We start from the raw sequence: 13,815 nt of genomic DNA on the forward strand, positions 1-13,815 counted from the left end.
AGATGCCTGTTCCACAAGATAATTCATCTGTTGTGGAACTAACAGGCAAGATGCCTGTTCCACAAGATAATTCATCTGTTGTGGAACTAACAGGCAAGATGCCTGTTCCACCAGATAATTCATCTTGTGTGGAAGCAACAGGCAAGATGCCTGTTCCACCAGAAAATTCATCTCTTGTGGAACGGGCATCTTGCCCGTTCTTGACAATGCCACATCTCCTTTGAAAATAATTCGGCGACTGAAATAGGAATTTCAGAAAGTCGTCAAAAAACCACTGGGGAATCGCTGCATTGTTATAATCAAGCGGCAACTGATAAGCGTCGCTGTACAGCATCACTGCGAGGAGATATTGCATCTTCTCGGCAATTTCCCCTCCTTCAGCAAGTTTCGAGGATAACTCCTGGACAAAACTTTGTTCTTCGTCAGTTAAAGTTTCATGTTTGAGACCGCTATGTAGTAGCAATTTATGAGCTTTCCCCATGTCTTTCGAGTAAGCAGTTTCTAATTTTTCCGCTGGCAAATTCAGCCAATATTCAGCTAGCTGTTGGCGGTAGGGGCGCAGCGCGAGAAGAGGCTGTTTTGAGGGGAATTTCTTGTATTGATCAAGCATTGCTGACAATTCCGATAAACTCGGCTGGGTTCTCAATGCCAGCTTTTGGCGGATTTGCTGTTTGATTTGTTGATTCAGGAAACTGTAATCAGGACTATTGAGTAGTTTTTTGTAAAATCTTACTACATCCTTATGATTTTCCCCAGCCGCGAAGTTTTTCCAAGTTTGTTGTTCGGGATGAATCCGCAGTGAGGACAGTTTTTCGTCTACAAATCCGATGTGATAGTTCCCCATGATTCGCCACCACATATCTAAGTCTACATACTGAGATAATCCCGAATCAAATAATCCTATTTCTTCAAAGACTCGCGCGGCAATTAAGACGGTACTCGGTTCGCCAATTTTGTTTATCGGGTTGGTCAAGCAGTTAGTATCTGCCAGTAATTCTTTTCCGGGCTGAATAGATTTTAAATTAGACCAACTTTTATGCAAATCTTTAATTGATTGGGAAGCTATCCGCAAAATTGGGTTAGATTCATCTTCAGCTATGGTGATGCCGCGCGGGGAGAAAACCATACCTATTTCGGGATTTTGTTGGGCGAGTGCGACCATTTTTTCAATACATTCTGGTGCGAGCAAGTCGTCTTGAAACAGAAATTTAATGTATTGACCTGTTGCTTGGGATAGGCAAAAATTCCAGTTTTGTGATAAGCCGTAGTTGCGGTGCAGTATGATCCGGCAATCGACTGAGGTTTGTGATTGGAATGATTGGGCGATCGCAATTGTGCGGTCTGTGGAGCCGTCGTCGGATATAATCAGTTCTATGTTAGGGTAGGTTTGGGCCAAAGCACTTTGAATTGCTTCCCCAATAAATGCTTCTCCGTTGTATGTCGGAATGCAAATGCTAACCTTCGGCTGCCCGTTTGGCAGTTCTGCTTTTGATTGACTTTGTTGCTGTGATGGTGGCAAGTTAGCCCTAATTTTGGCAGACTGCGCTTTGGCAGCTCCTGACAGAGGTATGCTTTGAAAGTTATCGGTAATTTCGGCAATATATTCGAGACGTTTTCTAATTTTATTCCCTGTAACTTGCGGGTTGAGTAAAGTCTTAATTTGCTCAGCCGCTATCGCTCCAATTTGTTGAGCTTCCCGGTAATTGTTGAAGACGTACCGCATTAAATCAGCAACGTGTTCCACATCCGCTTCTGCCCAAACATTGCCTTTTTTGTAAGGCCCGCAATCTTTCTCAATTGGGATTAACTTATACTTGGCTAAATAGCTATTGCCGACATTCATAAATTCTGTATTTGATGAATAGCCTGTGGCAATTACGGGTTTGCCATAAAACATGGCTTCAGCCATTGTTAAGCCAAATCCTTCGCAGCGGTGCAGGGATACATAACAGTCGCAATTGTAGAGCAAACCATTAAGTTTATCTTTGGACAAATACCCGTCTAGATGTTTGATATTGGAATTATTCGCTATGGCTGAGTTTAAGGAGGCTTGAGCCTCTGAAAATTTGTTTGAATTAGAAGATTTGACAATCAATAATACGCGATCCTCTTCGCCAAAAGCTTGTTTAAATGCTTGAATTGTCGCTAAAGTATTTTTGCGCTCGATGCGACTGGAAAAGTCGAATACAAATAAGAAAATAAATTTATCTTTAGGTAAATTCAGTGCTTCTCTTTTCAGGGAAGGTGCGGGAAGAGCAATACTGGGCATGATTTTGATAACGGGAATTGGTGAGACTGCGGAAATTGCCTCGGCGCAATAGTTACTATAAGTCCATATTTCGTGAAAGTGATTAAAGGCTGGCTGCCATTCAGGGGGAAATGCGGGAAGTTCCCAGGCCCAAAAGCCGATATTGTATTTGTTTTTAAAATAGCTGGAACCTGTATGTTTAATAAAGGTTGCAACTTCATCGGCGTTGACTTGAATTAAGTTTACGGGATGGGGATTGTCTTGGCTAAAATTTTGATAGGTGGTGTCTTTCTTGCGGTGGGGACTGCGGGTAAAATTGTTGATGACGAAGGGAATGTTGGCGGCTTCGGCGGCTCTGATGTTTGCTCTGACACCTTCTCCTATGCCAAATTCGCCGTTGATGTAGCCGGCGATGTTCATTCCTAGATTAGGCTTCATAGTTTCTAATGTATTTAGCAAATTGTTGTGTTGATTTTTGGGGAAAAAGCAGAATTAAGGGAGTTCCTAAATCGCGCTAAATGAGGATATGGGTTAAGAATAAATTATAATTTTGCTCAATATTTGCTAAGATATAGCAATCCTTGTAGGATGGGTGAATAAGATTAAATGAACCGCAGAGGCCGCAGAGAACGCAGAGGAAGAGAAGAGAGGGAAGAGAAAGAGTTGGCAACAAAAAATTTGGTGCTTGACAAATGTGCCGATCGCCATTGTATACTGGCATCGCAATGCTAACCTTCGGCTGGTTGTCTGTCGGCATGGGTGGCTCTGTTTTATTTTACGATAAACTAATCAGGAATTTTAGAGAAAGTGATCGATCGCGTCAACCACGACCTCTTGAAGCTGCTCCCGCCGGATGCTAAAGTCATTGTTGAAATTGGTTGCGGTACGGGCTCGACGGGCGAACAGTACAAGCTGATCACTCCCCATTGTCAGTATATTGGCATTGAATGCGATCGAGAAAAAGCTAAAATTGCAGTCGATCGGCTAAACTGGGTGACGGTAGCCGATATTGAAGAAATTGCTCTCGAAAGTCTCGACATCGCCCCAGGAACCGTCGATTGTTTGGTTTTTGGTGACTTGCTACCCTATCTCAAAAACCCTTGGGAAGTGCTCAAGCAGTACAGTGCTTTGCTGAATCCAGAGGGGCAAATTCTCGCCAGAATCCCTAATGTTCAATACTGGCGGCGAATTGTCAATCTGTTGCGGGGACAGTGGGAAAATCCCGACAACAAGATGCAGCACTGGTTTACCCTAGAAAGTATTAAATCACTATTTGCTCAAGCCGGATTGCAGGTTTATGAATTTCAAGGGAAGGGACACAAAACCGAAAATTTTGTCCACTTTCAGGAATTACTGCATCCAATGGTAAAGGCTTTAGAGCTAACATCGAGCAGTTTTGCTACTGAAACTGGTGCTGAATATTATATCGTGCGATCGACCAAATCGACCGTACCTGCGCGCAGACTGCTGATTCAGACTATCATTATGGCTCCTACAGGGTGCGATCGTGTGCGAGTTTTGGAACCGGACAAATTTAGCGCTACAATTCCCGGTGTCCGCACCGTATCCGCCGTGAAAACAGCAGAATTAATTCCGCCACTGCTGGGAGAAGAAAAAGTCTTCATCTGGCAGCGGACAATCATGCAATACCCCGGCTATATTCCCCAACTCAAAGAACTGCTTAAACAAGGCTATTTAATAGTAGCTGAGATTGACGACAACCCCATTCGCCGCCGCGAATACGCCGACAATAATTACCTCAGCTATCGCGGCTGTCACTGCGTGCAAACTTCTACAGAACCGCTAGCAAAAATTTTGCGGTCTTACAATCACAATGTTGCCGTATTTCCCAATCAATTAGCTTATCTACCTCCGGCGCGAATTTATCCGACAGAAGATACAGTCACCATCTTTTTTGGTGCACTCAACCGCGAAAAAGATTGGCAGCCGATTATGGCAGCGCTCAATCGAGTTTTAGTCGCACACAAGCACAGGATTAGAGTTAAAGTAATCCACGACAGCCGTTTTTTTGAAGCGTTGGAAATACAGCAAAAAGAATTTGAACCATTTTGCAGTTACGAACGGTATCAAGAAATTATGTACAGTTGCGATATAGCTTTGCTACCGCTTGTTTCCAACCCGGTTAACGAAATGAAATCCGACTTAAAATTTATTGAATGTGCAGCGCGGGGAGTAGCGGTGCTGGCAAGTCCCACTGTGTACGAACATTCGATTGTCGAAGGTGAAACCGGATTGATTTATAGATATGAAAAAGAGTTTGAAACCAAACTAAATTCGCTGATTTCTGACACTTCTCGGCGCCGGAAAATAGCCGCGAATGCTTACGAATGGGTGCGGGACAACCGCTTACTGTGCGGGCACTACCGGCAGCGGCGAGATTGGTACTTACAGATGCGGGAGGAGTTGCCACGTTTAAATGCTGAGTTGCGCGATCGCCTGCCGGAGTTATTTGGTGACTAAGTGCGGTAAGATTTATAGGCTATTGTGCGATCGTTCTGTTTTATTGTTTAATTTTTAATTTTTACTCCACACCTATGCGAATTCTATTCACTATTGCTCACTTTTACAATCCCAGCGGCGACGGGAAACACGCTTCCCAGCGAAATGATCCGCAACCACGACTAAATGCTTTAACCGCTTGCGTGACATCGCTGCAAGCTTTGTACGGCAAATCTCAGTCCATGATTGACATTAGCGAATGTGCAACTATCCCAGCAAATCAATCTCAACAGCACGAAATTGACATTGTTGTTTGCACTACTCAAGGTTATCATCTGTTGCCTCAACTGCCAGTGCAGCCCAGATGTTTTATGCACCATGCTACAAAATGCGAACCGCTGCTGTTGGGGTTTGAGTGTCAAGCAGTTTTGCGAGCGTGTCTTAACAAATACGATTATTTCTGTTATTTGGAAGATGATTTAGTTCTGCATGATCCGTGGTTTTTTAGTAAATTAAAGTGGTTTACGCATCACGGAGGAAATGGGAATTTGCTGCAACCTAATCGCTATGAAATAGCGCCTAAAGGCGCGGTTTTTAAAGCATATGTTGATGGTGATTTAGCAGACTCAGCGACTTCTCCGTTTCAAAATGTAGAGGAGCAGCGGCAGTTAACGGGAAAAATCATGGAACAAAAAATCGCTTTTGAGCGGGCGTTGAATCCTCATTCCGGCTGCTATTTTTTGAATGCGGAACAGATGGCACACTGGGCTAAGCAGTCTCATTTTTTGGATAGGGATACTAGCTTTATCGGCCCGCTGGAAAGCGCGGCGACTTTAGGAATTATGCGGACTTTTAGAGTTTACAAGTCAACTCCTGCTTATGCTAATTTTTTGGAGATTCAACATTTTGGAGCGAGTTTTCTGAACTTGATTGGTAATAAGGTGAGGATACCCGAAGAAGGATGAGTTAAGATATTCAGGTAAGCTGCAATACTTGAGAGGTAGCATGACCCCGGCAACCGAAAAGATTGTCCTTCCCTCTCCCTTCCCCGACCACACTCAACTGCCAGAGGAAGACGGCACTTTTGTGAAGAATTTTCAGGAGCATCCTCAGAGCATTATTTTGACTGATTCTATCGGGTCGGTATTGCAAGGGCTTCATCCCGATGGGCAATATGCTATAGGGCAAGACTGTGGCATCTACTGGCGAGAAACAGACCCACTTGAAAAGGGAGCAGAAGCTCCTGATTGGTTCTACGTGCCGAACGTGCCACCAAGACTAGGAAATCAGATTCGTCGCTCTTACGTGCTGTGGCGGGAATTCATGGCTCCGATGATTGCTTTGGAGTTCGCATCGGGAGACGGTTCTCAAGAGCGAGACACAACGCCGCTATCGTACTCAGAAGTCGAATCGGCGCCAAGACCTGGGAAGTTTTGGGTCTATGAGCGGATCATGCGGATTCCGTATTATGGCATCTATGAGATCAATAGTGGCAGGCTGGAGGTTTACAGCCTGAACAATGGGTTTTACCAGCAGTTGCTTCCGAACGATCGCGGTCATTATCCGATCGCGCCAATGGGCGTAGAATTAGGACTGTGGGAAGGCCGTTATCAAAACCAGACAATGCTGTGGCTGCGGTGGTGGGACAGCGAGGGCAATTTGCTGCTGACAGGTACAGAACGAGCTTCCTTAGCAGAGCAGGCTTTGAATGCAGAAGCCCAAGCACGGCGGGATGCCATCCCTCGGTTGTTGGCAATGGGATTGAATACACAGCAAGTGGCAGAAGCACTCGGTTTATCAGTAGAGGAAGTTAGGCAGCATCATTTGTGACAAGTTAAGAAAAAGTGCAAATTGTCAAGGGGGTAGACCAAAAAAGGTAAAATAGGATGAAACCTTTACCGGGCAAGCAGTTTAGCCATAATTGAACCAGTTATGACTCGCAAAAAACGAATCAACCGAGATCATGCAAAGAAAAAAAATCGTCCCCAAGTAGAAAATGAAGCGGTAGCGAATCACCTAGAAGATTTATTAATTCCAGCAATGGCTGCCCAAAAAACTTTTTATCGCCAATTAAATTTAAGAGATAGGATTCTGACACTACCATTAATGATGGCAGCAATATTAAGTCTCTTATGGCGAGACGTAGCAGGAGTAACAGAATTAACCAGATTATTAAATAGAGAAGGATTTTTATGGTGTCAGCCACAAGAAATTAGCCAACAAGCGTTGTCACAAAGATTTTTAACTTTGACCGCATTTTTATTTGAAAAAGTATTTAAAGAATTATTGCCTCAGTTTCGCCAAAAATGGTTAACAAGAAAATCAAGACCACTACCAGATAGCGTACAATTTGCCTTAAAAAACTTTGATAATATCTGGATAGCTGATGGCTCAACATTAGAAGCATTATTTAAGAAGCTACAAAGTTTATCAGATGTGCCAATTGGTCAATTAGCCGGAAAAATGGGAGTAATTATAGACCTAGTAACTCATCTTCCCGAAGAAATTTGGTTTTGGACAAATCCGAAACAAGCAGATACTCATTGGGAAGAAGATTTACTAAAAATAGTTAAGCCAAAAACCTTGCTGTTATTGGATCGAGGCTTCTATCACTTCGCTTTTTGGCAACAACTCATCGACCAAGAAATTGGATTTATCACTCGAATAAAGAAAGGTGCATCCTATCAATTGGAGCGGGTATTAACCAATACTTATGATGTCAAAGACCAGATAATTAAAATAGGTGCAGGCACAAAAAAAACACCAGCTTTGACTATAAGATTAGTACAGATTCGCTCCAAGACTTCCTGGCGTTCTTATCTGACAAGTGTCCGAGAACCCGAAATATTGCCCCCCTATGTAGTAGCAGATTTATATCAAAGACGCTGGCGAATTGAAGAGGCATTTTGTACAGTAAAAAGATTATTAAATCTTAGTTATTTATGGACAGGTTCATTAAACGGAATCAAGCTCCAAATCTGGGCTACTTGGCTATTTTATGCGGTTTTAGTAGATTTAGGAGATGCGGTTGCCGATGAATTAGGAGTACCACTTGAACGTATTTCTTTAGAAATGATTTATCGGGGGATGTATCATTTTTCGGTTGCCTATCAAAAAGGAATAGCTTCTGACTTAGTTAAGTATTTTGCCTCCGATAAAAATCAAGATTTAGGGATTGTTAAGCGACGACAAAAACCTCATGTCAGGCTAATTATTTCTCCTTTCCCTGGAACTCAAAGAAGTCCCGAACAATTTTTTTTCAATAATAAAGGAACAAATGGAGTCATATTTTAATTGGGTCAACAGGTAAAAAATGAGTAAAATTACTCATTGACAATAGTGCTTTTAGCTTAACTTGTGAGTAATGAGGCAGCATTCACAATCTTAATGTTGCTTTTGATTAAGAATATTCCTGGACGCAGAAACCGGGTTTTTTTACAAAACTACTGCATTTTATCCTTGAATGCTGGTGAAAAACCCGGTTTCTTTGGTATTTATGCGTAATATCATGTCCGAGAAATTGACCATAATATCTCGGCCGGGCGGGTTTTTGAGATTGTCAATTATTGGCACATATTTTTGGTGAACCCGCCCCTACCTGATTTCGGGTGAAGCGAAGCGGAGGAAATCGACCGGGCATGATAATAAGTCCTAATCTATTTTACAGCAGTCAAAACATCGCCGATTTTAACTGTGCCGCTGTTGATGATTTTGGCTAAAACTCCAGTTTGTGCGTGACCGAATTCCTTTTGGAGTAAACTGAGTAGGGAAATATCCCGATCGCCTGTTTCTGGATTCACTTCTATATTGACACAGCGACCGATTCGTGCTGTAACTTCTATGAGCGCCGTGCCTAATTGAAACTGTTTTCCAATCAACTCAAATTCTGACCAAGCTGCCATACCTTCTAGCACAATGTTCGGGCGAAATCTGCCCACGTCAATGTTTTGAACAGCAATTTCTGTTAATTGGTCTAATGTGGCTTGACTGAGTAAAGAAATGTGTACTGGTTCTCGATCGGGATAACGAGTTTCGCCGCTGCTGTCGCCGACTAATTGCAAAGGTGCAAACTGCGGATGTCTCGCTTCTTTTGTGGGTTCAATTGCCGCCAAATATTCGGTGAAAAAACTGCCGATGCGATCGCGCCCCGCTGCTGTGTTCGTTTCTGCGGATAAGACTGCAACTCCTTGACGCTTGACTGTTAAAATCGTCGTTTCCGGTTGATAATGACATTCTAAAGCTGCTAACAGAGGCCAATCGTTTTGGACAGCAAAATTTTTTTTGCTCATCCAAGGCACGTTGTCTGCAGGCATCTTTGCAGCTTCAAGATTATCTGCAAACATTAAGGCAAAAGCTCGATCGCCCTTAATTCCATGTCCTGCTATTAAAGCAAACTCCGACATTTCTTGCGGTGTCAGCCCTTTAATTGGATAAATAAATAACTGTTTTATTGTTGCTAATGTCATAAATTTTTCCGAAGTTAGTAAAATTTAATATCTTGCACCATTGTCAATAATCCTTTTTTGAACAGGCTTTCCGGCCTGTTCCACAAGAAAATCTACTCTGTGTGGAACAGGCCGGAAAGCCTGTTCAGCGAGAATAGTGCAAGATGTGAGTAGAATTGGACTTATGCAGAACCTATATATGTAGGGTGCGCCGCGTGCTGCCCCGCAAACTTTGGGGGAATCGAAGCTATTTCACACACATTAATCCAATTGCTATAAAAACCCGATTAAGCTAGCAATTCATAGCGGCGGATATCTGGAGGCCCAACGGCCAAACCGTCTAATTTCTGCACGGCGTCTTGAATGTGAGTTGAACCGAGATGTAGTTCGAGCAAATCTGCACTTTCCCACTCTTCAACATAGGTAAAATCTGTGGGATCGGCTTGATTTTGCAGGAGTTCGTATTTGATGCAGCCTTTTTCTTTACGAGTTGGTTCTATAATGCTCAGCAGCAGAGATTTAAGTTCTGCTACTTTGTCGGGAAACGCGACGAGGCGGGCGACTACTCGCAAGGTTGTTTTGGACATAGGAAAAAGGAGGCTCTGCTATTTTAATTGAATTTACGGATTTCAATGGGGCAAGCACTGTCATCAGTAACTACTGTAGCGCGGAATGGAACCAAATCAGCAGCGTACTTGCTGCTATGCCACTGCACATAAAAGCTTCAGCTCAAGCTGGATTTCTGGGCGCTCCCGTTTTCGATCCTGTAGCAACAAATGAATACATCAAAACTGAGTTGCTCAAACTTGGATGGCTAGCGAGAATCCCGATTCCGCCGATCTATCGATTTTTGGGAACAGATGTTGATTTTGGCTCTTCTGGTGCGATTGTAGAAGTTCAGTTTTCTCACTATTCATTTCTATTAAACAATACCGTGCGATCCCAATTGTTTTTCAACACTAACACGCCTCTCACAGGACAGCCCGTTAGGGTTGTTATTATAGTTACAAAATCACAAATGTTTCCTGCGGCTAATAGCAGCCTTTACTACGAGCAAGCTGTGAACCAGTTAACAGTATTATCGGCCTATCTATTTAATGTACCGCTCAGAATAGTTGGTTTATTCACGCAAAGGAATACAACAGTACCTGCAAAATTGACTGTTTACAGCGCTCAAACATCAAGGACAATAGTAACTCAGGAAGATCGTGAATGTCAAATAATTTCAGGACGCTCGCCCCGCAGTCGCAGTTCTATTCGGATTATTTGAAAAATGATATACTAGCTCCACAACTCAAGTTCTAATTGCTCTCCAATTTTAGTAGAATTCAGCGTTTTCTTACCGTTGCCATTTAGCTTGAGGTCTACTGGTGGAGCTTTTCCCCGAATATCCGCAGCAAAAGCAGCTTCCTCATATAGCAAGCGTTTCTCCATTTCTTCTAAGTGATACTCTTCGGGATATATTTTTGCTTTGCTGCGTTCTGTTGGTTTTTTACCTACTTGTACGTCAAACCGAAATGCTTCTATTGCCTGTCCGGTTTTTTCTACATAGTCCCGCAGAGTTTTTAAGTTGGGGAAATAGCCGCGCTCGTCCGGTTCCCCGCTTAAACGACGCAGCGCAACTTGATAATATTTTAGCTCCAATTCTGCACCGATAAAATGCCGATCGCAGTTTTTAGCTACAACGGCTGCCGTACCCGAACCCATATAAGGATCGAGAACAACATTACCTTTCACGGTTGTAGTCAAGACAATTCTAGCTATTAAGTCTTCGGGAAATTGACAGGGATGTATAGTTTGTTCTTCGTGGTTGTGTTTGACGTTGCGGAACATCCAAATGTCGCCTGGGTTTTTCCCGTCAGGATTACATGAAAGTTCGCCTTTGCGAGAACCCCGGTAATGTTTTTTATTTTGATACTTTTGCGGTACTCTAATATCGTCTAAGTTAAATATATATTCATCGGATTTAGTAAACCAAAGAATTGTCTCGTGGCGGCATGAGAATTTCTTTCTGCCGTGCAAACCGTGCTGTCTCCCCCAGATAATTCGATTCCGAGGAATTAACCCGCAGGATTCTAGAATTGGGAAGAAGCGAATATCGAGCGGAATTAGCATACCCCGATCGGAGAAAGCACCGACTTGCCAGAACAGCGAACCTGATTTTTTGAGAATTCGGCTGCACTCTTGCAGCACAATTCTCTGTTCTTCTAAATAAACATTGAGAGCTTGCTTGGTCTCGTATTCTTTGCCCAAATTGTAGGGAGGAGAGGATACTACTAAATCAACGCATTCATCTGGCAAGCTGCTCAGAAGTTCCTGACAATTTCCCAGAAATATCCGATCTAGCGGGAGCTGTTCTCGGTTCTGGTGCTGCATTTGCTTTGCCTTTAATTTCAAAAAAAGTTCTACTTCCACTGAAGATAACCCAAACCCGTCAATTAGTCAATACCTCAATCTTTGGGATAAAATCGCTTGTTTTCTGTAGAATATTCCCAGGCGAGATCCTCCGGGTCTTTTTCACGGCTCCACTGAGCAAACTCCGGCTTAAGTTTCCACTTGCCGATCGTACTTGCGTGAACTTTGAACCTGCGAGAGAGTTCCGTCTGGGTAAAAGAGATTTTGGGCTTGTGAGGAGTCTTGGTTTGAGCAATGGGGAATAAATTTGGTTTTTTCTCTTGTGTTTTTTCCCGATTTGTGGGAGGCTCTTGAACAGCTATTGCCACATTAGCTGTTTCGCTTTGATTGACAGTTGGAGCTATTTGAAAATAATACAAAATTCCGCCTTGTTCCGTCACTTCAAAATCTGCGGCAAACTCCGAGGCTCGTTCGTCGAGATACTCTTGAACCTTTTCTCCGGGGAGTTTCGCATTCATCGCCAAATCCAAAGCCGTAACTCGCCCTTGATTTTCCTTGATCAACTTGTAGAAAACCGAGTCTAAATGAGCGAGTTTGTGTTTTTGCTGCTGCTGGTAGAGCTTGTAAGCCCAAGCAATGCCCGCTGTGGTGGCGATCGCCCAAAACATCCTTCCCGACTCGAAACTGGCAACCGCCGTCAAGGAAATAGGCAAAAGCAGGGTAAGATATCCCCAAATGCTTCCCTTCTTTAGGTTATTGCTGTTTTTGACCATAGTTCCTAAACAGGTACGTAGTTTAGCTTAGTAGAGCGTGTCTCAATGCCACGAAAGTTTTTCGACAGTCGATATATCGATCGGCCCGCTGACACACCCAAAAACGGATACTGTGCCGCGTACACTCGCCTTGTGGACAATCCCTAATTTTAGACCAAAGTTCCAGCTCCTTTGATTCAATGTCGCAAGTAAATCGAAAATCGAAAATCGAAAATCGAGTGACGCACTCTACTATAAAATCCCAGAATCTACTTTTTTTTGCAACCGAGGGTTCATGTACTTTTTTCGCAAACAGATTGCCATCCTGCTGATAGTTGTTGCTTGCTGTACGCTGACGATTAGTTGCAGCAATAGCCGAGCTATCCAGTGTACTAAATTTACTGAAATTGTCAACAAAGGCAACGCTCTCATTGATGTTGATAAAGACAGCAACGATGCTGCAACGACCGACAACTTAGCTAAAAATTTGAACCTGATAGCGAACGAACTTGAGGCTCTGCGAATAACAGATTCAACCCTCAAAGAAATTCAAAAGCCATCGGTTAAATCCTTCCAGGAAATTAGTCAAGCACTAGGCGACATAAGCAAAAGTCTTCAGGCTGCAAATCTCGCTTCTACAAGTATAGAAGGTCGAGAGCAAATCGAAACAGCTCAAGCAGATATTATTAGAGCCGGCCAACAGGCGAATCAAGCAGCCGCAAATCAAGACGCTTTGACTAGCAAACTGATTAATTATTGTAAGGGCGATCGCTAAAGGCTAAGAGTTTTGAGTTTTGAATGCGTGAGTTTTGAGTTTGAGGAAGGCATCGCCTTCATCTATAGCGGTATTCAAGGAAGTGAGGTACGCGCTATAGAATTCGGAGAAAGAAAAGGAAGCGCCGATGCCCGATGCCCGATGCCCGATGCCCGATGCCCGATGCCCAGGAACACCTAATTTACCTGAGAACGGCTATAGCATCTACTAATTCCCCATTACCCAATTTAGTGATGAATTTCTAGATTCAAGATATAGCGACCGAGTTGCACTTTCTCTGACCACAACTCGTATTCTAACTGCAAGTGATCCGGTTCCGGCTTTCCTGTCAGCGTCAAGTTGCGAGTGAAGTTGCGGAGTCGCAACTGTTCGGGAGTCGCCAGCGATTCGCCCTGAAGCCAATAACGGCTCAGGCCGTACATTCCTCGTTCCCAGCAGTGGCGGTAACTGTATTTGCCGTTTCCTTGCATGGTCATAATGACTCGATAGGGCGAAACTTCTAGCCAGAGCAACCGGGGTTTTGTAGTTGGGGGTAAGATTGTAACTTGCTCGGCAGATTCATTGGAGCCCTCGGAAAATTCGCGATCGATTATTGCTGGTTCGTGCAACAACAAGTGAAAGCGATCCCGGTCTTTTTGATAAACCGTAGCAGCGGTTTCAACGACTGACCACAAAGGTAAATCTGTGGATACCAGCGATAAACTTACAGGCTTGCGGTGATGGGTCAGCATAAATAAAAGTTTAGGAGTTGTGGTGGATCGGGCGGTTTGAGATTTGAGA

13 protein-coding genes are annotated in these 13,815 nt (G+C 43.5%); 7 read left to right on the forward strand and 6 right to left on the reverse strand.

The annotated features are described in order from the left end of the window. The coding region (locus QT990_RS16155) for a glycosyltransferase (protein WP_333465466.1) at positions 1-2,686 on the reverse strand (2,686 nt) is incomplete at its 3' end. A 369-nt stretch (positions 2,687-3,055) separates the two neighbouring features. On the opposite strand from QT990_RS16155, the gene QT990_RS16160 reads away from it, so the two are divergent. From QT990_RS16160 to QT990_RS16175, 4 genes are all read left to right on the forward strand, one after another. Further along, positions 3,056-4,729 (forward strand): methyltransferase domain-containing protein, encoded by a 1,674-nt coding sequence (locus QT990_RS16160; RefSeq protein WP_333142723.1) that lies wholly within the window; start codon positions 3,056-3,058, stop codon positions 4,727-4,729. Positions 4,730-4,803: 74 nt separating this feature from the next. Next, positions 4,804-5,673: a calcium-binding protein gene (locus QT990_RS16165; RefSeq protein WP_333142724.1), complete on the forward strand. Its 870-nt coding sequence runs from the start codon at positions 4,804-4,806 to the stop codon at positions 5,671-5,673. A 40-nt stretch (positions 5,674-5,713) separates the two neighbouring features. Then, the gene (locus tag QT990_RS16170) at positions 5,714-6,538 is read left to right on the forward strand and encodes a Uma2 family endonuclease (RefSeq protein WP_333142725.1); all 825 of its coding nucleotides are present in this window, start codon (positions 5,714-5,716) and stop codon (positions 6,536-6,538) included. Positions 6,539-6,640: 102 nt separating this feature from the next. Beyond that, on the forward strand, positions 6,641-8,002 hold the full coding sequence (locus QT990_RS16175) for an IS4 family transposase (protein ID WP_333142726.1): 1,362 nt from the start codon (positions 6,641-6,643) through the stop codon (positions 8,000-8,002). Positions 8,003-8,364: 362 nt separating this feature from the next. Here the strand turns inward: QT990_RS16175 and QT990_RS16180 are convergent, their stop codons facing one another. Continuing rightward, the gene (locus tag QT990_RS16180) at positions 8,365-9,174 is read right to left on the reverse strand and encodes an MOSC domain-containing protein (RefSeq protein WP_333142727.1); all 810 of its coding nucleotides are present in this window, start codon (positions 9,172-9,174) and stop codon (positions 8,365-8,367) included. 266 nt (positions 9,175-9,440) lie between these two features. Further along, entirely contained in the window at positions 9,441-9,740 is a 300-nt protein-coding gene (locus tag QT990_RS16185; RefSeq protein ID WP_333142728.1) for a putative quinol monooxygenase, read from the reverse strand. A gap of 116 nt (positions 9,741-9,856) precedes the next feature. Between QT990_RS16185 and QT990_RS16190 the strand changes: the two genes are divergently transcribed. Beyond that, positions 9,857-10,423 carry a hypothetical protein gene (locus QT990_RS16190; RefSeq protein ID WP_333142729.1) on the forward strand — a complete coding sequence of 189 codons (567 nt, stop codon included), beginning with the start codon at positions 9,857-9,859 and terminating at the stop codon, positions 10,421-10,423. An 11-nt stretch (positions 10,424-10,434) separates the two neighbouring features. Here the strand turns inward: QT990_RS16190 and QT990_RS16195 are convergent, their stop codons facing one another. Together QT990_RS16195 and QT990_RS16200 are read right to left on the reverse strand one after the other, a co-directional pair. After that, a complete protein-coding gene (locus QT990_RS16195; protein WP_333307111.1) occupies positions 10,435-11,568 on the reverse strand; it encodes a DNA methyltransferase in 1,134 nt (377 codons plus the stop codon). Between the two features lie 35 nt (positions 11,569-11,603). Continuing rightward, positions 11,604-12,281 carry a hypothetical protein gene (locus tag QT990_RS16200; protein WP_333307113.1) on the reverse strand — a complete coding sequence of 226 codons (678 nt, stop codon included), beginning with the start codon at positions 12,279-12,281 and terminating at the stop codon, positions 11,604-11,606. 274 nt (positions 12,282-12,555) lie between these two features. Here QT990_RS16200 and QT990_RS16205 point away from each other — a divergent pair, with 274 nt between their 5' ends. Then, complete coding sequence (locus QT990_RS16205) at positions 12,556-13,035, forward strand: hypothetical protein (RefSeq protein ID WP_333142732.1); 480 nt, start codon at positions 12,556-12,558, stop codon at positions 13,033-13,035. A 27-nt stretch (positions 13,036-13,062) separates the two neighbouring features. Beyond that, positions 13,063-13,215 carry a hypothetical protein gene (locus QT990_RS16210; RefSeq protein ID WP_333300514.1) on the forward strand — a complete coding sequence of 51 codons (153 nt, stop codon included), beginning with the start codon at positions 13,063-13,065 and terminating at the stop codon, positions 13,213-13,215. Between the two features lie 47 nt (positions 13,216-13,262). Here QT990_RS16210 and QT990_RS16215 read toward each other — a convergent pair whose 3' ends face one another. Beyond that, positions 13,263-13,766 carry a hypothetical protein gene (locus QT990_RS16215; RefSeq protein ID WP_333142734.1) on the reverse strand — a complete coding sequence of 168 codons (504 nt, stop codon included), beginning with the start codon at positions 13,764-13,766 and terminating at the stop codon, positions 13,263-13,265. Positions 13,767-13,815 lie beyond the last annotated feature (49 nt).

Origin of the sequence: Microcoleus sp. T3_B1 (assembly GCF_036700445.1) — a bacterium.
In the GTDB taxonomy this organism is placed as follows: domain Bacteria; phylum Cyanobacteriota; class Cyanobacteriia; order Cyanobacteriales; family Microcoleaceae; genus Microcoleus.